The following is a 19,423-nucleotide window of genomic DNA, read 5'->3' on the forward strand; positions in this document are numbered from 1 at the left end:
GCGCAGCATCCCAGTCTTTGTCGCCCTACTTCGTCTATGGCTGCGGCGAGCCGATGCCATAGAATCATCAGTTTCGTCGGTAACCAGAAAATCATTGAAATCGGCCATGTTTACCACTCCAAATCCTTGATATCCATCGGATGTTCATTGATTTCAATGGATTTGACGCGCGCATCATGCATATGAATGACACGATCCGCTATAGGTGCGATGGCCGAGTTATGCGTCACAATCACCACGGTGGCGCCTTTCTTGCGGCTTTGGTCCTGCAAGATCTGCAGCACCTGTTTGCCGGTGTTGTAGTCAAGCGCACCGGTCGGCTCATCACACAGCAGAATCTTCGGATTCTTTGCCACGGCTCTAGCGATGGCCACACGCTGCTGTTCGCCACCGGAAAGCTGGGCTGGGAAGTTGTCGATACGATCCTTGAGCCCAACGTCGATCAACGTCTGTACTGGGTCCTGCGCGTCTTTGACGATTTCCGAGGCAAGTTCCACGTTCTCCTTGGCGGTCAGATTGGCCACGAGATTGTAGAACTGGAAGACGAAGCCGATGTCGTAGCGACGATAGTCAGTGAGCTGGTGAGCATTGTAGTTGGAGATGTCTTTGCCGTCGATGATGACTTGGCCTTCAGAATTGGTGTCCATGCCGCCCAGAATGTTGAGCACAGTTGATTTGCCGGCACCGGACGCACCGAGGATGATGGCCAATTCGCCTTTCTCAATGTCGAAACTGACATCATTATTAGCTGTGATGGTGGTGCTGCCCGTTTGATAGCGCTTGAAACTGTGGACCATTTCGATGTATGCCATGAAGATTTCCTTGATTAAACAACGTGTTGATTTATTGCCTGCATCGTAATTTCGTGAAGAACAGTCAGTCAATGACCACAATTAGGCAAAATGTCTAAATTGGACACTTTCGGGAATATTGCCGATTCTGCACACTAATCAGACAACGTGTTGATAGAATCGATGATTGCGCGATGCATAAAAGAGAAGAGCAGAACAAGAGCGGAGGCAGCAATGACTGGTAAGCGCAATACCAAAACCGAGGCGAAAATCAAGGCGGCGTTTACCTCACTAATGCAGTCCAAAGGATTCGATGCCATGACCGTGAGCGACATCGCCCGCGCGGCCGGTATCAATCGCGGCACGTTCTATATGCATTACATCGATAAGTTCGACCTACGCCAGCAGCTCATCGACGACACCATCGCCGATCTGACCGAGATTCTCGTGGAGAATTCGGATGATAACGGGCAGACCGTGACCTCCGACGGCAAAGCGATTTGCGATGCCTTCAAAGAAGAAGCCATCGCCAAAGCGCTGCATTACGTCAAGGATGATTACGCCTTCTTTAACGCGATCTCCCGTTCAGGTACCGATATGCAGCTGTACGACCGCCTGAAGAACGTGCTGAAGCAGCTTATCGTAGCCCAAGCCAAGCGATTCGACGAAGAGCCCAAGCATGACTACAACGGCATTCCCGCCGATTATGCGATGGAGATTCTCGTTTCCGCCGTCTCCTCAATCATCTGGCTGTGGATTCGCCGTGGCTGCAAGGAGACCCCGGAACAGATATGTCACATCATCGAAACCAATAAAACCACAGCACCGGTTGACGTGCTGTGGTGATCATGCTGCAACGGGCGCTGTAGACCGACGCACCACCACGTCAGTCGGCATGATGACATCGCGAATGTCATTCAAACCGGCATCGGCGGCGGTCTGTTCATCGCCATCGACCAGTCCCTGATGACCTCCGTGCTGCCGAACCCAGATCAGGCCGCCAAGGACCTGTCCTTCATCAACGCCATGGGCACCGTCGGCCAGATGCTCGCCCCGCTGCTGGGCGCCTGGGTCTTCCACCAGTTCGGTTACGCCGGCCGGTTCCCGATGGGCTTCATCGTGCTCACCCTCGGCGCACTGTCCATCCTCGGTATGAAGAACGTGAAGTGATTCTCGTCAGCTTCTGACTACTCCTGTTTAGGGGCGTGGCTCGTCATGGCCACGCCCCTTTTCCGTATGTACTACTCTCCCAGACGTTTCCGCACCTCATCCGGGTCGACGTTCAATTCGGGCCAATGTTGGTCCATACGTCGCATTGCATCACGTAGTAATTCACTGACCACCGCACGGGAATACCAACGGTTATCGGCAGGAACCAAATACCATGGCGCGGTATCGGTGCTCGTACGTTCGAACACCTCCTGCCACGCGGCCATGTAATCATCCCAACGTTCACGAGCATCCAAATCAGAGATATCGAACTTCCAGTATTTTGTGGGATCTTCCAGTCGCCCCAGAAAATGCTTGCGCTGCTCCTCCTTGCTGGACACCAGAAAGATTTTAATGATCGTGCACCCATCTGCAACCAATTGTGATTCGAACTCATTGATACGCTCGTAGCGCGGCCGCCATACCGATTCCGGATATGTGCCGTATACATGCGGCATCACCACATCCTCATAATGCGAGCGATCGAATATGGAAATCCAACCCGGTTGCGGCAATTCCTTCTCCACACGCCACAGAAAATCGTGGCCGAGCTCTTCTTCGGTGGGCTTGCCAAATCCCTTGTAATGCATACCCATCGGATTGCCCTGATTGAATACATGACGCACGATGCCGCCTTTGCCCGAAGCATCCATGCCTTGCAGCACGATCAATAGACGTTGATGAGAGCCACGTGAACCATTGGCATACATAAGCATCTGATATCTGGCCAAATCATCGGAAGACAGCTCGATGAAACGCTCCCCATCCGCCTTGGATCCTTCAAATCCCGGAGTGGAACCTGGGTCCACATCCGTAAGGCTCATATTTGCTTGAAACATGAGCTGTTGCGCCGGAGACAACGACCATACACTGCTCAGCAGTTCACTTGCCTTCGCGGCGGCTGCAAGCTGTCCGGCTGCAGTATGTTCCTCACTGATTGCGGATATGCAATCCGAGGCGCGGTCCAGCATCTTATTCATACGCTTTGATTGCTCCCGCTGACGTTTGACCGTATCTTTACGCTTATCGTCTTTGCTCATCAGCGCACCCCCATTGGTATAGTCTCCAGTGACTATTTGAGAACCACAATGTACTCTTCACTGAAATTACATCTATCGTACACTGCGTTTTTAGTTTGCATGCCAACTAAAAACGATAGTATAGGAATCAGAACAACGATCATTCGCTGCCGCTCATCGCACTTGTATTAAAGGAAGCAAAACAATGCTGGATGACGAACTGCATTTCCTGCTGTTGCGCGCGTTCAACCATTCCAATCGAAGAATCGATGAGGCGATTCGCCGCATCGGCCTTCTGCCGGGACAACCCAAAATCATCGAGTGTTTAGCCGAACAGGATGGACGTACCGCCAAAGAAATCTGCGCCGAATGCATTCTCGATAAGTCCACAATGACCGGCCTGCTGAACCGCATGGAACTACGCGGCCTTGTACGGCGCGAAGTGCATGAAACCGACAAACGGTCATATCGCGTGTTTCTTACCAAATCAGGGCGCGACTACGCCACCCGCATCGCAGCAATCATGCATCAAGCCGACGAATTAGCCATGCAAGGCATGAGCGAAACGGAACGAAAGACTTTACGCGAAGGTTTGCGCCATGTCATAGCCAACATCGAACAGGAGGAAGAGGAATAAATCATGCCATATTTCGCGAAGCGTTTGGTATCGATGCTCGTGGGACTTGCCATCGAGTCGTTTGGCATCGCGCTGATCACCAAAAGCAATCTCGGCACTTCGCCGATATCCAGTATTGCATGGGTGGTGACGTTGAGATTCCCCTGGATCAGCTTCGGTATCACCACGTTCGCGATGAACGCGATATTCGTTCTTATCGAAGTCATATTGTTGCGCCGCGACTTCCATCCAGTACAGTATCTGCAATTGGCGGTCACGTTCTGGTTCGCCGCCACGCTGGATGTGAGCATGGTGTTGCTTCAATGGTTCTCCCCACTTCATGGTGGCTGCACGGCATCGGTCTGCTGTTAGGCACCACGCTGCTGGCGTTTGGCATCTGTATGGAGGTCGCGCCAAAGCTCATCATGGTGCCCGGTGAAGGTATCGTGCGCGCGTTTTCCATGGTGACCAAGGTGCGCTTCGGCACGGTCAAGGTCTGCTTCGATATCTCACTGATCGTGATCGCCAGCGTACTCTCGTTCATCTTCTTCGGCCGGCTTAACGGGCTCGGCATCGGCACAATCATCGCGGCCGCCATCACCGGAGTGATCGTGAACTTCTTCAACCGCCACGTCCGCTTCGTCGCGCCCACGGATCCTCGCATCAAAACCACCGGCACCACAGTACCTTCTCAAACCACCGACTAACAACAGTTGCTATTACGATGGGAACCATGACGAATACAGAACAATTGACCGAATCAACTGCGACTCATGCACCAGCGCGCCTCGAAGCTGGCGAGTACGCACCGGACTTCATGCTGCCAGCCGTCAACCCGGACGGCAGCGAATCTGAAATCACGCTTTCCAAACTCACCGCACAGGGTAAAAGCGTGATTCTGTACTTCTATCCGGCTGCGATGACGCCCGGCTGCACCACAGAAGCATGCGATTTCCGCGACAATATGGCGCGACTAAGCACACTGGGCTATACGGTTCTCGGAGTCTCCAAGGATCCGGTAGCTAAATTGCAGAAGTTCCGCGAACGCGACCATCTCTCATTTCCATTGCTTTCTGACCCCGATTTGACTGTTCATAAGCTGTACGCCGCTTACGGGGAGAAAAAGCTCTACGGCAAGACGCATGTGGGCGTATTGCGATCCACGTTTGCGATTGACGCCAACGGAACCATTGAACTGGCACGCTACAATGTGCGCGCCAAGGGGCATGTAGAGTCGTTGCTGAAGAAGCTGGCCTAACAGGCCGCTTCCGAAGCACGCAGACATGGCCGCCCCTGCACGATTTCAACTTGGGCAGGTGGCATATCAACACCTTTTCGCTTGGCCTGAATTTGTTCGAAGAGCATCCGAAAAGCCCGCTGCCCCATCTCATGGAAGTTCTGCGTGTAGCTGGTCAGCGGCGGCTCCCACAGAGCGTCGAACGCCATGTCATCGAAGCCGATGACGCTTATGTCTTGGGGAACCTTGCGGCCAGCTTCTCTCAGACCTTTGATAACAGCAATGGCCAGCTCATCGGTTGCGGCGAAAATCGCCGTGACACCCTTGCGCCGCCCTAGCTTTTTACCTGCCGCAACTGCCTTATCCAATCGTCCGACCGGCACCGTAATCGACTCGGGTACGTCAATCCCCTGCTCTTTAAGTGCATCCCGCCAGCCATTGGTGCGGGAATTATCCCCTGTTTCCTGATCCCATTGCACATGGAACACCATCTTGTGTCCCAAATCAAGCAGATGCATGGTCATCCACCGGCCACCTTCACGTTCAGCGTTGATGACCTGATAATCACCATCGCCAAATCCGCCACCGACCACTACGGTTGGGATGCCTTGTGGAATCACTTTCAACGCTTCCACACCGGCCCAACCGTACTCATAGACGAGCACGCCAGCGGGTCGTACGGCTAGACCCATACGTACACGAGCCTCCACGGAGGCAATGTCTGATTCATCCAACGAGACGATATTCAAAAGAAAACCACGCTTGCGCGCCGCCGCCTCAACCCCGTGATTGGTGGCGGACGTAGAGAATTCATCCGGCTTGGAGGCGAACACCACCACCGAATCCATCTCCTGATTGGACAAGGCGCGAGCCGCCATGCTCGGCTCATAGCCAAGTTCCTTGATGGCTGCCGCAATACGTTTACGCTTGTCTTCGGCGATTTTCGCAGTGCCGTTAAGATATCGGGAAACCGTTGGCGCCGAGACGTCGGCAAGTTTGGCCACATCTTTGATGACCGGGCGTGAATGCCCCGTAGTTCTCGCCATGGTCTTCCCCTTCGAACTCAAATCCTCAGCAACGCACTACCTGTTCCCACAATAGAAACACGTCGGCACAAATATGTTCGCCGTAGTGCAACCCACGTCCGCTACGTATTTCCCCACCCCACAGCCTCTTAATCACTCGAACATGTCGAACCGGTTCGATTCAAGCGGGAGTAAGAATGGCGGAATATCAGGCGAAACGCCGATGACCTTGCGGTAACTTGTCAAGAACGATTTCCCGCGGTATTCTGAAACCGGTTTCAAACGAAACCGCAAACAATTCAAAGCCCTCCGGCTTTGACTAACGAAAGGAAACAATCATGTCTCTCAAGGATTCTATGCTGCGCGGCCTCGCTCTCTACGGCGCCAACTCCATGGCTCAGTCCGGCATGAAGAACGGCCAGGTTATCGCTGACATCGTCAACGACGCCGAGAAGATCGCCCGCTGAATCATCGGCGCTTAAACGCTCACGAGATCGCATATATCGGCGTTCTCAACCGACCGAATAGGTCACACAACTGAAGATTCGATAATTCAACAGTCAGCATGCAGCTGGCATAACTGAATAATCGGACAACGGCGTCCGCTTCATTCTTTTTTCGTACATGTACTAACTATGTATGGCTCCCCTCAGAGAGGGAAGCCTAAGGCGAGGTCACTCATACACGCGGTCCAACATTTGGTCGATTTGTTGGAATCGCTCCACACTTGGCCTGAATACCGGCCGTCCAGCGGCCACCACCAGTGCCGGATGCTCCAACGCATGCAAATCCTGAAGCGGATTCGTATTCAACACCAGCAGATCAGCGGCTTTACCCACCTCCAGGGAGCCGGTCACATCATCCACGCCAAGCACTTGCGCATTCACCTGCGTGGCAGCATGAACCGCCTGGGCCGGTGTGAAGCCAGCGAAACGAGTCAGCAGCACCAGCTCACGCCAGGTGGCATACTGCGGTACGAACGTCATACCGGTATCCGTTCCGACACCCACCATGAGGCCCGCCTCATGCGCCTGACGGGCACCGGTCACCATGCCCTCGACCACGGTCTTGGAATTCTCCAGTTGAATGTCCGTAATACCAGTCACCTTCTGGTCAATCATTGTGAGTGGCAATCCAGCGGACAATGTCGGCACCAGAGCGGAATAGCCGCGCAACGAATTTGGATTATGACGGAACAGCGCAATCAGCTCATCATCGAGAACACTGCCGTGTTCGATGGTATCCACGCCGGCTTCAAGCGCACGGCGTACGCCTTCGGCACTTTGCGCATGAGCTCCCACGATAATGCCGTTTTCATGTGCCACTTCGCAAATGGCGCGCATCTGTTCCACGCTCATCTGCGGACTGCCGGCCTCGCCGATTTTCTGCGCATCGGTCACTCCCCCGGTCGCCGCGATTTTGATGGCATTAGCGCCATGCTCAATATTGCGCAATGCACAAGCGCGGGCTTCTTCAGGCGTGGAACTCGTGAGCGCAATCAACGGCGCTCCGTGTCCTTCTGGAATCGCCATCAGTGGGCCAGACGCCAGGATTCGCGGTCCAGCAGTCTCGCCAGCGGCAATCCGCTCTCGCAAATCCACCACTTCGTAACCCACATCGCCAAGCGTGCGGATAGTGGTAACACCAGATTCCAGTAAGGTTTTCGCGTTTTGCGCAACCGTCGAAGCCATATATGGTTTGCCGAGTGCCGAATGCACGAATCTTGCCACCAGTCGCTGCCCCTGAGGCGTGGCAAGCTTGGGATTGAGCGGCTTGCCTTGCGCAAACAGATGCGTATGCGCATTAATCAGGCCAGGCATCACGGTTTTGCCGGTGCCGTCCAAGTAATGGTATTCCTCGGGAATGCTGGTTTCGGTGCTGGGCGCCACCTGTTCGATACGACCGGCCGCATTCACCAGAACGGTCATGTTGTTGCGCACGGTTCCCGATTCGTCGCCTGCAACAACACGAACATGGGCTAGCGCAAACGGTTCGATAACAGACTGGTAGCGACTCATGGCATAGGCTCCTTCATCGGATGGCCGGCGCTATCAGTCTCGTATATCTGTCTCACGTCGACCGAGTAGCGCCCTTTCCCATAAGCCTACCCCTATTGCAATCACTATTTCAGTTCATCGTCACCGTACTGGAGGGCAGCTTGTTGGTTTTTGCCATCGCACGGCTTACCGGCGTATACAACGTAAAACCAGTGAGCAAGGCAATGGATATATGCCTACACGTCCCATCTGCTCCCAATAGGTGGTGGTCGAACCGACCGTCGCAGAATTCACCGGCAAGGATGTGTCATACGCCAGCATCGATGACATCGCCGGCATCGTCTCCTGCCATCCCGTTCGCGACGCTATAGGCCCCGACCATTCGTACCGCCCGAGTCCAGGCGAGTGAACCGTGCCATAACCGTTGCGGGAACAAGCTTGGCCGCCAAACGGTACGCCTTGTAGAACATCAGCGGCGTGTATTCGCCGCAGCCGCGCTCCGCGAGGCTCAACGACCGTTCGACTGTCCTGGCAAGGTTTAGGTACGGCAACATGCCGATTTTGCCGCCGCCCGAACCACGCACGTTCATCTCGGTGTCCATGTTGCCGGGACTGAGCAGCATGATGTTCACGCCGCGGCGGCGTTCCTCCTCGCGAATCGCGAATACGAGCGAGCGCACATATGCCTTGCTGGCCCCATAGACCGCCTGCCACGGCATCGGCGCGAATGCGGATACCGAGCCCGTGACAATCTCGAAACTTCCCCGGCTCATGTATGGCAGACATGTACGGTTGATCATCGTCATCCCCTTAACGTTGAGATCAATCATCGCAAGCATGTCGTCCGGTTCCATGTCACGCAGCAGGCCTTCGCGCTCGTAACCGGCGTTGTTGACGAGCACGCGTATCACCGGCTTCGCGTCGGCCAGCAGTTCGCCGAGGCCGCCGTAATTGGAGGAGTCGGCAAGGTCGAGCGGTACGACGCGAAAGGCTGCGTGCGTCGATGAGGCAAGCTCCGACGCGAGCGCCTTGAGGCGTTCGCGCCTGCGCGCGATCAGCCATATTTCATCGAGCTGTTGATATCGGTTGGCGATATGGCGCGCGAATTCGCGGCCAAGGCCGGACGACGAGCCGGTGATGATGGCGATGTCCATTACATGATCCTTTCTCATATATTCCCGCGTATCCCCATCGGCACCGTTTCAATGTGCACGATGGCTTGTTCCGGTCGCCCGTTGGCGTCCTCGAATCACTGCCGTCCTTTGCGCCGGCGAGGGGTGAGCGCAGCGGGACCATGCTGTTTGAGAGCGAACAGTAGCGCACGCATTCCGCCGATACGCGGATTCGGGCGTTTGCCACGCGCGATGCGGTGCATTTGCAGTTCGAACCAACTGATGACGAGGATGCCGCCGAACGCCTTGTCGAGCGGCTTGATGCCGGTCGAGACCCGCGGCAGGTCCACACTTCCCTGCCAACCGTCGCGAATGATGCGGTTCGGCAGGTCAAGCACAAGTGCGAGCGGGCGTGCGATGCCGATCATCTGCGTGATACCTTCGCCAAGCGCATGCTCCATGTCGGTCGCGTTGCGGAATCCGCCGGTCAGAGCAATCGGCACATTCAGCTCACCTTTGATGCGGCGAGCGAAGTCGGTGAAGTAGACACCTCGCCTGCGATCCTCAGCGGCGCCATCATTGGTCTGGATGACCGGCTTGGAGTATGTGCCGCCGGAGATGTCGATGAGGTCGACGCCACGCTTCTCCAGCTGCTTCATGACCCAAATGGATTCCTCTTCATTGAACCCGCCCGGCGCTCCATCCCGCTCGTTGACTTTGATGGCAATCGGCACATCGGACGAGTTGAGCTTCACGGCAATCGGGAAGTTCGGCCCGACCACAGCACGCACCGCATCAAATACGTCAAACAGGAATCGGGCGCGGTTTTCTAGGCTGCCGCCATATTCATCGGTACGACGATTATCAAGCGGCGAGAGGAACTGGTTGATCAGGTAGCCATGTGCCGCATGAATCTCCACACCGGTGAAGCCGGCCTTCTTGGCGATGCGTGCCGTATTGGCGAATCGGCGAATAATGTCATGGATCTGCTCATGCGTCAGCTCGGTTGGTTCGGCGAAGAACTTGCCGTATTCGCCGTCCACTTTGCCTGCACTCGGGGCAAGAGGATGCCGGTTGATGGTGATGGGCGACTGGCGGCCGGGATGGTTGATCTGCATCCAGCAGTGCGCGCCGTTTTCGGTGCCGGCTTCCGCCCATCGGCGCAGCATGGCGAGGTCTCGCTCATCTTCGACGGCGACGTTGCCTGGCTCACCAAGCTGCGTGCGATCGACCATCACATTGCCTGTGACGAGCACTCCGGCGCCGCCTTGCGCCCAAGTGCGGTATAGGTGCACATGCGCTTCGGTCGGCGCGCAGTCGCGCCCGGCGAGCGCCTCGTTCATCGCGGACTTGTAGAACCGGTTCTTCACCGTTACGCCGCAGGGCAGGGTCAGTGGTTCAGCAGTAAGCGTTGCAGCCATGTCATTCGCCATGATATTCAACTTTCCATACGTCCATATTTTTACAGTTGTCTAAATTAGCATAAGCTTGGACAAGTGCAAAATTATGGACGTTAGACTATGCTGCCAATTATGAAGAAAGACCTCACCGGCAAGATCACACGCGGCACACAGCGCACGCTCGACGCATTCTTCTCGGCAATCACAACATTGCTCGCCGAAAAACCTTTCGCCGACATCAGCGTCAACGAACTGTGCGAACACGCCGGATATCCGCGCGCCACGTTCTACAACTACTTCGAGGACCGCGACGACCTGCTCGCCTACTGCTGGACCGCACTGTCCAAACAGGCCGACCTCGCCGACCTCACGTCGACCGCGCCCGAACATCGCGTCGATACGGCGCTTGACGCCATGGCTGATCTGCTGGAGTCCAACACCGAACTGCTACGCGCGATCCTGAGGAATAATTCCCCCGAGGGACCACTGTTCTCCAGCCTGCACGGTTTCATCGAGCGTCAGGCGCGCGCGATCATCCGCACCTGCATCGACCGCGATCGGTTCACGCTGCCGGTGGACCTGATCGCCGACCATTACGCGAACACGGTGATGCTGGTGCTCGACTGGGCATACCTGCGCGGCCATGCACTCAACCGTGAGCAATTGCATGATTACACGCATGCCCTGCTGCATGGCGTGGAGTAGCCTTACTTTCCCCTGCGCAAGAAAACAAGCGGGATGATAATCAGCGGCGCCGCGCAGACGCCCATGGCAATGAACGTCAGGTTCAAGCCATGCATATCCGCCGCGATCGTATTCATTCCGCCGGCATGCGCGGAGGCCGCCAGCGCGGTCATGAGGCCCACGAACACCGCCTGACCGATTGCGCCGGCGATTGTGCGCAGCGCTGTGAGCAGCGCATTCGCATCGGCAAGACGCCCCTCCCCCGCCGAGGCGGTGCCCCATGTCACGAGTGGCATCATCAGGCAACCAATCGCCAGCGAGCGCACGACATTGATTGTGGCGGCCACCCAAATCGACGCCGACAGCGGCAACAACCCCATGCACAGGTTGCTTACAGTCAGGCAAATACCACCAATGAGGAACAGTCGCCGCACGCCGAACCAGTCGTACAGCCGGCCTGCCATCGGACTGATAATCGCCATGGCAAACGAACCAGGCAGACTCACCAAACCTGCCATTGACGCGGAACCGCCTTTGATGGTCTGCACGTAGAGCGGCAGCATCACAGACGAACCCATCATCGCAAAGTACAGCAGCATGCTGCCGATCACACTCAACGCGAATCCGCGGTTGCGCAGAATGCGAACGTCCAGGAACGGGCGTTCACGCTTGAGCTGTAGCACTACAAACCAGACGGATGCCGCAACGCCCAGCACCAGCGGCAGAAGTACCGTTGTGCTGACGAACGGCATGGAGCCGATGTTGCCAATGCCGAGCGTCACGCCGCCGAACGCGATGATGCTCACGGCGAAGGACAGCACGTCGAAGGACCGCTTGGATGTTTTGAGCACATTGCCGAACACTAGGCATGCGGCGACGAGAGAGACCGCCATCACAGCGATCACCAAGTAGAAGATCGAACGCCATCCGAATGCGTCGACCATCAATCCGGACAATGTCGGTGCAATCACCGGCGTGACGCCAACCGCGAGCCCATACCAGCCCATAACCGTGCCGCGACTGTCCGGATAAATGGTCAGGAGCACGACCTGCGCCATCGACATCAACAGTCCGTTGCCACAGGCCTGCACCACGCGACCAATCATGATGACGGCGAATGGTACCGGGAGCACACAGACCAGCGAACCGACGATGAATAGCATCGCGCCAGCGAGATACAGCGGTTTGGTCGGGAACCGCGTGATAAGGAATGCAGTCAGCGGCATCACGATGCCCATGGCAAGTGAATAGCCGCTGGTCAGCCATTGGCCCGTCTGCATGGTAACGCCTAAATCGGCGGCAATAGGCGGTAGAGCCGTGGTGAGCGCTGTCGCCATGATGGTGGTGGCGATGCACGAAAGCAATATGTTGACGAAAATGAGTGTACGGCGACGGTTGCTTAATGACGGTTGTTCAAAGTAAGACATGATGCCGTTTCGTTTTATTGGTGTTGTTTGTCAAGCTTTTGGTAATGAAATCATCACATCAAACATGTCAAATGCCGACGAAATCGAAGAAATGCTCGATTATCGCATCGTTGAGCAAACGACCTTTGCGCGTAGGAACAACGCGGGTGTGATGCTTGGCATCTGAAGTGATGGTGATGAGTCCTTCTTCGACCATCGGCTGCAATTGGGCCACCTCAATGGGTTTCAAGCTTATTGACGCATCATCCGCGGCGATCGGGCCGTCTATTGCGGCGATTGTCTGATTGATGTGATTCAGATCGAGGCCCTCGTGGATGCGCAGGCCGAGCATGATGAGTTCCTCAAGGTTCTCAGTCGGTGTGATTTCCTCGCTGCCACCCCATGGGATGCGGTTCTCGTTGACGGCAGTGCCCCACAGTCGCGGATGCGCAATATCCCATGCGCGCAAGGCATCGAACGACGGCCGGGCGTTGTAATGGCTGTGCGCACCAGGGCCAAGACCTGCCCAGTCAACGTTGCGCCAGTAGCCGAGATTGTGCTGGCTTTCATATCCAGGTCGGGCCCAATTCGACACTTCGTACCATTGGAGACCAGCTGCCGTGAACAAATCGTCGGCTATCTCATATTTGGCTGCTTCATCATCGTCGTTCGGCTTAGGCAAGGTACCGGCAGCAATCTGACGGCCCATTTTGGTGGTCGGTTCCACAGTCAGCGCATATGCGGAAATATGATTGACACCTAAGTCGATGGCAGTCTGCACTGAGGTACGCCAATCATCCAGGCTCTCCCCTGGCGCGCCATAGATCAGATCCACGCTGGAGCGCAGTCCGGCCTTGTTCGCCGCCTCAACGCCGGCTGCCACATTGGCCGGTGTATGGGTTCGATCCAGCGTTTTGAGCACATGCGGCACCGCAGACTGCATGCCGAAGGAGATGCGAGTGAAACCACCTTCAGCAAGGCGATTGATGTAATACTCGTTGACCGTGTCAGGATTGGCTTCGGTGGTGATTTCAGCGCCTGATTGGATTCCCCAAATTCTGCGGATGGCATCAAGCATGGCCACCAAATCATCGGCTGAAAGAATGGTCGGCGTACCGCCGCCGAAGAACACGGTGGAAACTGCCGGCTCTTCGATTCCGTGGTCGAGTTGCCATTGCTTGGTCAATGCCATCTCGCGAATGACCATGTTGGCGTAATTGCCGCGCGAGGCCCCCGCGCCAAGATCGACTGCCGTGTATGTGTTGAAATCACAGTAACCGCAACGGCGAAGGCAGAACGGCACGTGGATGTAGATTTCGTAGGTCATCCTGCGGAAAATCTCCTTAAACTCTATCCTTGCCGCCTCCGGCTCTGCAATTATGGACCTCGCTGCGCGAGGACCCAATCCAACCTTCGCTCGACTATCGTCTCACTCAGGCTGAGCCTACGAACAGTCCACTGGACTGTCCGCTTAACGGCTCAGCCTTCCGTCTTCTGGGCGGCGCGGATCTTGTCCTTGGTGTCACGGTCGTTGGATTCCTCGCCGGTGGAGAGCGCTGCGATGAATGCCTCCTGCGGGACCTCCACATGGCCGAGCATCTTCATGCGCTTCTTGCCGGCCTTCTGCTTTTCGAGCAGCTTGCGTTTACGGGTGATATCACCGCCGTAGCACTTGGCCAACACATCCTTGCGCAGTGCGCGAATGTTCTCACGGGCGATGATGCGCGAACCGATAGCGGCCTGAATCGGAATCTCGAACTGCTGGCGCGGAATAAGGCCACGCAGTTTCTTGGTCATCATCACACCGTAGCTGTATGCCTTGTCGCGGTGCACGATGGCGCTGAACGCATCCACCTTCTCGCCCTGAATGAGAATATCCACCTTGACCAGATCAGCGGTCTGCTCGCCATCCTCATGGTAGTCAAGCGACGCGTAGCCCTTGGTGCGGGACTTCAGCTGATCGAAGAAATCAAACACGATTTCCGCCAGCGGAATGCGATAATGCATTTCCACACGGTCGGTGGAGATGTATTCCATCGTGCCCATGATGCCACGATGGTCCTGGCACAAATCCATCACAGCACCGATGAATTCCTTCGGCGTGATGATATCGGCGGCCACCATCGGCTCCACGATCTTCTTGATCTTGCCGTCTGGGAATTCGCTCGGGTTGGTCACATGATGTTCGCTACCGTCTTCGGCGGTCACATCATAGGTGACGTTCGGCGCGGTCTGAATCAGATCCAAACCGAACTCGCGGGACAGTCGCTCGTTCACAATCTCCATGTGCAACAGACCCAGGAAGCCGCAGCGGAAGCCGAAGCCCAACGCTACGGAGGTTTCCGGCGTGTAGATCAGGGCGGCATCATTGAGCTTGAGCTTGTCGAGAGCGTCACGCAGTTCCGGGAACTGGGCATTGTCAATCGGGAAGAGGCCGGCGTACACCATCGGCTTGGGATCACGGTAACCGGGCAGCGGCTCGGTTGCAGGGCGAATCGCAGAAGTCAGGGTGTCGCCCACCTTGGACTGGCTCACATCCTTGGCGCCGGTGATGATGTAGCCGACTTCGCCGGCACCGAGCGCCTTAGTGCGCATCATATCCGGGCTGATGACGCCGATCTCAATCGGATCATGGGTCATGCCGATACCCATCATGTGCACTTTTTCACGGTCGCGCAGCTCGCCATCCTCCATACGGATGTAGGTCACGATACCGCGGTAGGAGTCGTAGACGGAATCGAAGATCAGCGCGCGAGCCGGAGCCTCCGGATCGCCATGCGGCGCCGGTACTTCCAAAACAATACGGTCAAGCAATTCGGCTACGCCTTCGCCGGTCTTGCCGGAAACGCGCAGCACATCATCCGGCTTGCAGCCAATCAAACCTGCGATTTCCTCGGCGTGCTTGTCCGGCTCCGCGGACGGCAAATCAATTTTGTTGAGCACCGGAATGATGGTCAGATCATGGTCGATGGCCATGTACAGGTTGGAGAGGGTCTGCGCCTCGATACCCTGCGTGGCGTCCACCAGCAGTACCGCGCCTTCGCATGCGGCCAGCGCGCGGGAAACCTCGTAGGTGAAGTCCACATGGCCAGGGGTGTCGATCATGCCAAGCGTGTATTCAGTGCCGTCGAACGTCCACGGCACACGCACAGCCTGAGATTTGATGGTGATGCCACGTTCCTGCTCGATGTCCATACGGTCAAGGAAACGGTCACGCATCTCACGTTCGGGCACGATGCCGCTCAACTGCAGGATGCGATCGGCCACGGTGGACTTGCCGTGATCGATATGCGCGATGATGCAGAAGTTGCGAATCAGTGACTGATCAGTGGAACCCGGCTGATTGTGTTGGACGACCAACGCATTCCTCCTCTTGGCATATACTCAAACTTCACCTAGTGTAGCCGAGGGACTGTATTCGGCGTGGCATCGCGCGGGTTTTTCCGGGGTGCATGCTATCCTCTTACTTTTGTATGTCCTTGTAAAACACATCGTTTGGAGTAAACGTGGCAAACATTAAGTCGCAGAAGAAGCGCGTGCTCACCAATGAGAAGCGTCACCTTCGCAACGTGGCTGTGAAGTCCGGCCTGAAGACCGCTATCCGCGCCACTCGCGAAGCTATCGCCGCCGGTGACAAGGCTGCCGCCGAGGCCGCCTACAAGGTCGCTGCCCAGAAGCTCGACAAGGCTGCTGGCGCTGGCGTGATTCACAAGAACCAGGCCGCTAACCGCAAGTCCGGCCTCGCTGTGGCAATCAACGCTCTGTGAGCATAAGCCTTTCAAGGTTTTAAAAGCCCTGCAGTCCATCTGGATTGCAGGGCTTTTGCGTATTATTTATGCAACGAATCATTCATCGCGATCAGCTACATCCTTCATATCCTTATCCTTCTCGGAGTGCGGCGTGATATCCGGCCGCTCAAGATAGCGCTTCTCCCTTGGCAAATACACATGCGTGCGAGGCATCGCGCCGGGCATGGTGACATTGAACGCCACCGAAAGCAGTCGAATCGCCACCACGATGATGACGATCAGCACGTCAAGCACCATTTCGGAGCGCATATCGAACCAACCGTAGCGCACACCACGCCATACCAGCACAGTCAGAATGCATCCGACGAATGAAGGAATCGCATAGAGATGCTTATCCCGAATGATCATCGGTACGTCACCGATAAAGATGTCTCGAATCAGACCGCCAGCCAAAGCCGTGAACATGCCAAGGAACACGGCCGTCATGCCGGAGGTGCCAAATGCCAATGATTTCGCAGTGCCGTTGACTGCGAAAAGACCAAGCCCCAATGCGTCGATGAAGGTCATGGTCCATTTGAATTTTTTGATTTCCGGATGGGCGATCACCACAATTACGCCCGAGAACAATGTGGTCAGCACATAGCCTTTGTCGGTGATGCCCACCGGTGGCAGATCCCCCAACATCACATCGCGGAACAAACCGCCACCGAGGGCGGTCAACCAACCGCAGAACATGATGGAGAAAATGTCATAACCTTTTTGGATTGCGGCCAATCCGCCGGACAGTCCCCAACACAGAATGGCGAGATATTCAATGCCGATGAATACCGCATTGCTCTCCAATGCCACCTGCATGAGTCGCTCCCCTTCTTGTACCGCTCACCGGATTCACATGCCGTAACGAGCCTACACCTTTTCCACAACAGAAAAGACCTCTTGGAATCATAACGAATCCAAGAGGTCTTTATCAATCGTTACTGAGAATTATTCTCAGCACACCTTCCACATCCAGTTGTGCGGATCCTCGACTTCACCGAGCTGGATGCCGAGGAGCTCGTTGCGCAGGGCAACGGTCAGCTCACCGGAGTTGCCGTCGGCGACGGTCACGTCGAACTTCTCGGACTTGAAGCGGCCAATCGGGGTGATGATGGCGGCGGTACCGCAAGCGAACACCTCGGTGACTTCGCCGGACTTGATGTCCTCAAGCAGCTGCTCAAGCGGAATCATGGTCTCAACCACGTCACGGCCCTTATCCTGCAGCAGCTGGATGAGGGAGCGACGGGTCACACCCGGCAGAATGTTACCGGTCAGGGACGGAGTCTCAACATGGCCATCCTTGTGGACAACCATCATGTTCATGCCACCAAGCTCCTCAAGATAGGTCTTGGTTGCAGCATCGACGAAGCAGACCTGCTGGCAGCCGTTGGCAATACCGGTGTATTCGCCGAGCAGGGATGCGGCGTAGTTGCCACCGCACTTGGCGAAACCAGTGCCGCCAGGGCCGGTGCGGAACCACTTGTCTTCAACCCAGATGCTCACCGGCTTCACGCCACCCGGGAAGTACGGACCGGAAGGAGATGCGATCACGCAGTAATCGACTTCCTGCGGAGCGCGCACACCGAGGAACGGCTCTGAGGCGAACATGAACGGACGCATGTACAGCGTGTACTCACGACGGGACGGAACCCAAGCGGCATCGCGCTTGACCAGTGCGGCCACAGATCCCAGGAAGTCATCGATCGGCAGTTCCGGCAGGTACAGACGCTTGGCGGAGTTCTGGAAACGCTCGGCGTTAGCATCCGGGCGGAACAGCCAAGTGGAACCGTCAGCGTGACGGTAAGCCTTCAGACCTTCGAAGCACTCCTGTGCGTAGTGCAGCACGGAAGCACCCGGATCCATCTTCAGCGGAGCGTACGGCTCAACGCGGCGATCGGACCAGCCTTCACCCTTGGTCCAGGTCATGTGGGTCATGTTGTCGGAGAACACCTGGCCGAAAGCCGGCTTATCGATGAGGGACTGACGCTTCTCATCAGATGCGGGGTTATCGTTCGGCAGTACGGTGAACGGTTCGGTGAGCTTATCAAGCGCCGCCGGATCGTGGTGCGTGTTTTCAGTCATTAGTCATTACTTCTTCTTGACTTGGCGGTGTGAGCCGCCGTGATAATGGTCTGCTGCGCTTGTGGCGCAAGCTCTGTGCATACTCTTACACACCTGCGTGTATTGCGGGTGAGAGTTTTCACATGGTGAAAAACGAAGAACCCGCATTCTAGATTCCTCTAGACGCGGGTTCGACGATTTTGTTATGAGTTCGTCTGTGCGCTATCGCGTTTCAGACGAATGACTCACTTGGCGTCGGCAGCCGGAGCAGCAGCGGCAGCGTCGGCGGCCGGAGCGGCAGCAGCTTCCGGAGCAGCGGTGGACTCAGTAGCGTCCTCCGGCACCTCAACGGTGACCACGGACTCTTCCGGATCCTCAACATCGAGCTCAACACCCTCAGGCAGCACGACGTCCTTAGCGAACACCTTGGTGCCGTCGGTCAGGCCTTCGACGCTCACGACGATCTTCTCCGGCAGGTTGGCGACATCAGCGCGGACCTTGAGCTCCTGGATGTCGACGAATGCCACAGCAGCGCCCTTCGGGGTGCCCTCGACGAACACCGGCACCTCGACGTCGATCTTCTCGCCAGCCTTGACCTCGAGGAAGTCGATGTGCTCGATGATGCGCTTGACCGGGTTCTTCTGCACGTCCTTGACGACGGCCATCTTGGTCTCGCCGCCGAAGGAGATGGAGAACAGAGCGTTGGTGTGACGCAGAGCCAGGGTGGTCTCACGCATCGGCAGGGTCACGAATGCCGGCTCGGTGCCGCCAGCGTAGATGGTGGCCGGAATCTTCTTGGCAACGCGCAGACGGCGGGCAACGCCCTTGCCGAACTCGGTACGAGCTTCGCCTTCAAGCTTGATAGTGGTAGCCATAATGGGTACTCCTTGTTTTCGGTGTTACTTATCGTTTTGTCTGTTTGACGCCACGACGCGCCGCAGACCAACACCCAAGGAGGTGACATCTTACGCCGAGTCGATAACGAAAGTCAGCGCAATACGCCGCTTTCCTCGCCAAAGCAACAGGAATCAAGTATATACAAGGCCATGACTTTCATGTATTGGTCCTATATTTGATAGTG

General features: G+C 56.2%; 19 protein-coding genes and 1 pseudogene. 8 read left to right on the forward strand and 12 right to left on the reverse strand.

Annotation, left to right across the window (positions count from 1 at the left end; translation table 11 throughout):
- Nucleotides 1–110: 110 nt before the first annotated feature.
- Nucleotides 111–812, reverse strand: a complete 702-nt coding sequence (locus CSQ86_RS05365) for an ABC transporter ATP-binding protein (protein WP_100494071.1) — start codon at nucleotides 810–812, stop codon at nucleotides 111–113.
- Between the two features lie 213 nt (nucleotides 813–1,025).
- Here CSQ86_RS05365 and CSQ86_RS05370 point away from each other — a divergent pair, with 213 nt between their 5' ends.
- Complete coding sequence (locus CSQ86_RS05370; RefSeq protein ID WP_100494072.1) at nucleotides 1,026–1,637, forward strand: TetR/AcrR family transcriptional regulator; 612 nt, start codon at nucleotides 1,026–1,028, stop codon at nucleotides 1,635–1,637.
- A gap of 120 nt (nucleotides 1,638–1,757) precedes the next feature.
- Nucleotides 1,758–1,961: a hypothetical protein gene (locus CSQ86_RS05375; protein WP_100494073.1), complete on the forward strand. Its 204-nt coding sequence runs from the start codon at nucleotides 1,758–1,760 to the stop codon at nucleotides 1,959–1,961.
- Nucleotides 1,962–2,032: 71 nt separating this feature from the next.
- Here CSQ86_RS05375 and CSQ86_RS05380 read toward each other — a convergent pair whose 3' ends face one another.
- Entirely contained in the window at nucleotides 2,033–3,040 is a 1,008-nt protein-coding gene (locus CSQ86_RS05380; RefSeq protein WP_100494074.1) for a PPK2 family polyphosphate kinase, read from the reverse strand.
- 184 nt (nucleotides 3,041–3,224) lie between these two features.
- Here CSQ86_RS05380 and CSQ86_RS05385 point away from each other — a divergent pair, with 184 nt between their 5' ends.
- From CSQ86_RS05385 to bcp, 3 genes and pseudogenes are all read left to right on the forward strand, one after another.
- Entirely contained in the window at nucleotides 3,225–3,656 is a 432-nt protein-coding gene (locus tag CSQ86_RS05385) for a MarR family winged helix-turn-helix transcriptional regulator (RefSeq protein ID WP_100494075.1), read from the forward strand.
- 33 nt (nucleotides 3,657–3,689) lie between these two features.
- Nucleotides 3,690–4,342: pseudogene (locus CSQ86_RS10155) on the forward strand (YczE/YyaS/YitT family protein).
- 17 nt (nucleotides 4,343–4,359) lie between these two features.
- Complete coding sequence (gene bcp, locus CSQ86_RS05395) at nucleotides 4,360–4,893, forward strand: thioredoxin-dependent thiol peroxidase (protein ID WP_100494076.1); 534 nt, start codon at nucleotides 4,360–4,362, stop codon at nucleotides 4,891–4,893.
- Here the strand turns inward: bcp and CSQ86_RS05400 are convergent.
- Nucleotides 4,890–5,918, reverse strand: a complete 1,029-nt coding sequence (locus tag CSQ86_RS05400; RefSeq protein ID WP_100494077.1) for a LacI family DNA-binding transcriptional regulator — start codon at nucleotides 5,916–5,918, stop codon at nucleotides 4,890–4,892. The genes bcp and CSQ86_RS05400 overlap by 4 nt on opposite strands.
- Before the next feature lie 317 nt (nucleotides 5,919–6,235).
- Between CSQ86_RS05400 and CSQ86_RS10000 the strand changes: the two genes are divergently transcribed.
- Nucleotides 6,236–6,364 (forward strand): hypothetical protein, encoded by a 129-nt coding sequence (locus tag CSQ86_RS10000; RefSeq protein ID WP_276312770.1) that lies wholly within the window; start codon nucleotides 6,236–6,238, stop codon nucleotides 6,362–6,364.
- Nucleotides 6,365–6,571: 207 nt separating this feature from the next.
- On the opposite strand, the gene CSQ86_RS05405 is transcribed toward CSQ86_RS10000, so the two are convergent.
- The 3 genes from CSQ86_RS05405 to CSQ86_RS05415 all read right to left on the reverse strand — a co-directional run bounded on the left by CSQ86_RS05405 (nucleotide 6,572) and on the right by CSQ86_RS05415 (nucleotide 10,427).
- Nucleotides 6,572–7,915, reverse strand: coding sequence for a metal-dependent hydrolase family protein (locus CSQ86_RS05405; protein WP_100494078.1), 1,344 nt, complete (start codon nucleotides 7,913–7,915; stop codon nucleotides 6,572–6,574).
- 344 nt (nucleotides 7,916–8,259) lie between these two features.
- On the reverse strand, nucleotides 8,260–9,048 hold the full coding sequence (locus CSQ86_RS05410; protein WP_100494079.1) for an SDR family NAD(P)-dependent oxidoreductase: 789 nt from the start codon (nucleotides 9,046–9,048) through the stop codon (nucleotides 8,260–8,262).
- A gap of 95 nt (nucleotides 9,049–9,143) precedes the next feature.
- Entirely contained in the window at nucleotides 9,144–10,427 is a 1,284-nt protein-coding gene (locus tag CSQ86_RS05415; RefSeq protein ID WP_100494276.1) for an NADH:flavin oxidoreductase/NADH oxidase family protein, read from the reverse strand.
- Nucleotides 10,428–10,538: 111 nt separating this feature from the next.
- On the opposite strand from CSQ86_RS05415, the gene CSQ86_RS05420 reads away from it, so the two are divergent.
- Nucleotides 10,539–11,111, forward strand: coding sequence for a TetR/AcrR family transcriptional regulator (locus CSQ86_RS05420; protein ID WP_165773751.1), 573 nt, complete (start codon nucleotides 10,539–10,541; stop codon nucleotides 11,109–11,111).
- Between the two features lie 2 nt (nucleotides 11,112–11,113).
- On the opposite strand, the gene CSQ86_RS05425 is transcribed toward CSQ86_RS05420, so the two are convergent.
- The 3 genes from CSQ86_RS05425 to lepA all read right to left on the reverse strand — a co-directional run bounded on the left by CSQ86_RS05425 (nucleotide 11,114) and on the right by lepA (nucleotide 15,856).
- Nucleotides 11,114–12,517, reverse strand: coding sequence for a DHA2 family efflux MFS transporter permease subunit (locus CSQ86_RS05425; RefSeq protein ID WP_100494081.1), 1,404 nt, complete (start codon nucleotides 12,515–12,517; stop codon nucleotides 11,114–11,116).
- A gap of 67 nt (nucleotides 12,518–12,584) precedes the next feature.
- Entirely contained in the window at nucleotides 12,585–13,823 is a 1,239-nt protein-coding gene (gene hemW / locus CSQ86_RS05430) for a radical SAM family heme chaperone HemW (RefSeq protein WP_100494082.1), read from the reverse strand.
- Between the two features lie 152 nt (nucleotides 13,824–13,975).
- Nucleotides 13,976–15,856: a translation elongation factor 4 gene (lepA, locus tag CSQ86_RS05435; protein ID WP_100494083.1), complete on the reverse strand. Its 1,881-nt coding sequence runs from the start codon at nucleotides 15,854–15,856 to the stop codon at nucleotides 13,976–13,978.
- Nucleotides 15,857–16,002: 146 nt separating this feature from the next.
- Here lepA and rpsT point away from each other — a divergent pair, with 146 nt between their 5' ends.
- Complete coding sequence (rpsT, locus tag CSQ86_RS05440) at nucleotides 16,003–16,263, forward strand: 30S ribosomal protein S20 (RefSeq protein WP_033890964.1); 261 nt, start codon at nucleotides 16,003–16,005, stop codon at nucleotides 16,261–16,263.
- Between the two features lie 78 nt (nucleotides 16,264–16,341).
- Here rpsT and CSQ86_RS05445 read toward each other — a convergent pair whose 3' ends face one another.
- From CSQ86_RS05445 to CSQ86_RS05455, 3 genes are all read right to left on the reverse strand, one after another.
- Nucleotides 16,342–17,100: a trimeric intracellular cation channel family protein gene (locus CSQ86_RS05445; protein WP_100494084.1), complete on the reverse strand. Its 759-nt coding sequence runs from the start codon at nucleotides 17,098–17,100 to the stop codon at nucleotides 16,342–16,344.
- Between the two features lie 135 nt (nucleotides 17,101–17,235).
- On the reverse strand, nucleotides 17,236–18,363 hold the full coding sequence (locus CSQ86_RS05450) for a branched-chain amino acid aminotransferase (protein ID WP_100494085.1): 1,128 nt from the start codon (nucleotides 18,361–18,363) through the stop codon (nucleotides 17,236–17,238).
- Nucleotides 18,364–18,587: 224 nt separating this feature from the next.
- Nucleotides 18,588–19,217, reverse strand: coding sequence for a 50S ribosomal protein L25/general stress protein Ctc (locus CSQ86_RS05455; protein ID WP_100494086.1), 630 nt, complete (start codon nucleotides 19,215–19,217; stop codon nucleotides 18,588–18,590).
- Nucleotides 19,218–19,423 lie beyond the last annotated feature (206 nt).

Source organism: Bifidobacterium felsineum, assembly GCF_002802915.1.
GTDB lineage: Bacteria > Actinomycetota > Actinomycetes > Actinomycetales > Bifidobacteriaceae > Bifidobacterium > Bifidobacterium felsineum.

What these genes read in the sequence shown, in the direction of transcription:
- CSQ86_RS05385 (WP_100494075.1), top strand. Translation starts at nt 3,225, where the DNA reads ATGCTGGATGACGAACTGCATTTCCTGCTGTTGCGCGCGTTCAACCAT.
- CSQ86_RS05455 (WP_100494086.1), bottom strand. Translation starts at nt 19,217, where the DNA reads ATGGCTACCACTATCAAGCTTGAAGGCGAAGCTCGTACCGAGTTCGGC.
- CSQ86_RS05450 (WP_100494085.1), bottom strand. Translation starts at nt 18,363, where the DNA reads ATGACTGAAAACACGCACCACGATCCGGCGGCGCTTGATAAGCTCACC.
- CSQ86_RS05415 (WP_100494276.1), bottom strand. Translation starts at nt 10,427, where the DNA reads ATGGCTGCAACGCTTACTGCTGAACCACTGACCCTGCCCTGCGGCGTA.
- CSQ86_RS10000 (WP_276312770.1), top strand. Translation starts at nt 6,236, where the DNA reads ATGTCTCTCAAGGATTCTATGCTGCGCGGCCTCGCTCTCTACGGCGCC.
- CSQ86_RS05400 (WP_100494077.1), bottom strand. Translation starts at nt 5,918, where the DNA reads ATGGCGAGAACTACGGGGCATTCACGCCCGGTCATCAAAGATGTGGCC.
- CSQ86_RS05425 (WP_100494081.1), bottom strand. Translation starts at nt 12,517, where the DNA reads ATGTCTTACTTTGAACAACCGTCATTAAGCAACCGTCGCCGTACACTC.
- CSQ86_RS05365 (WP_100494071.1), bottom strand. Translation starts at nt 812, where the DNA reads ATGGCATACATCGAAATGGTCCACAGTTTCAAGCGCTATCAAACGGGC.
- CSQ86_RS05405 (WP_100494078.1), bottom strand. Translation starts at nt 7,915, where the DNA reads ATGAGTCGCTACCAGTCTGTTATCGAACCGTTTGCGCTAGCCCATGTT.
- CSQ86_RS05445 (WP_100494084.1), bottom strand. Translation starts at nt 17,100, where the DNA reads ATGCAGGTGGCATTGGAGAGCAATGCGGTATTCATCGGCATTGAATAT.
- CSQ86_RS05380 (WP_100494074.1), bottom strand. Translation starts at nt 3,040, where the DNA reads ATGAGCAAAGACGATAAGCGTAAAGATACGGTCAAACGTCAGCGGGAG.
- CSQ86_RS05370 (WP_100494072.1), top strand. Translation starts at nt 1,026, where the DNA reads ATGACTGGTAAGCGCAATACCAAAACCGAGGCGAAAATCAAGGCGGCG.
- CSQ86_RS05420 (WP_165773751.1), top strand. Translation starts at nt 10,539, where the DNA reads ATGAAGAAAGACCTCACCGGCAAGATCACACGCGGCACACAGCGCACG.
- CSQ86_RS05375 (WP_100494073.1), top strand. Translation starts at nt 1,758, where the DNA reads ATGACCTCCGTGCTGCCGAACCCAGATCAGGCCGCCAAGGACCTGTCC.
- hemW (WP_100494082.1), bottom strand. Translation starts at nt 13,823, where the DNA reads ATGACCTACGAAATCTACATCCACGTGCCGTTCTGCCTTCGCCGTTGC.
- CSQ86_RS05410 (WP_100494079.1), bottom strand. Translation starts at nt 9,048, where the DNA reads ATGGACATCGCCATCATCACCGGCTCGTCGTCCGGCCTTGGCCGCGAA.
- bcp (WP_100494076.1), top strand. Translation starts at nt 4,360, where the DNA reads ATGGGAACCATGACGAATACAGAACAATTGACCGAATCAACTGCGACT.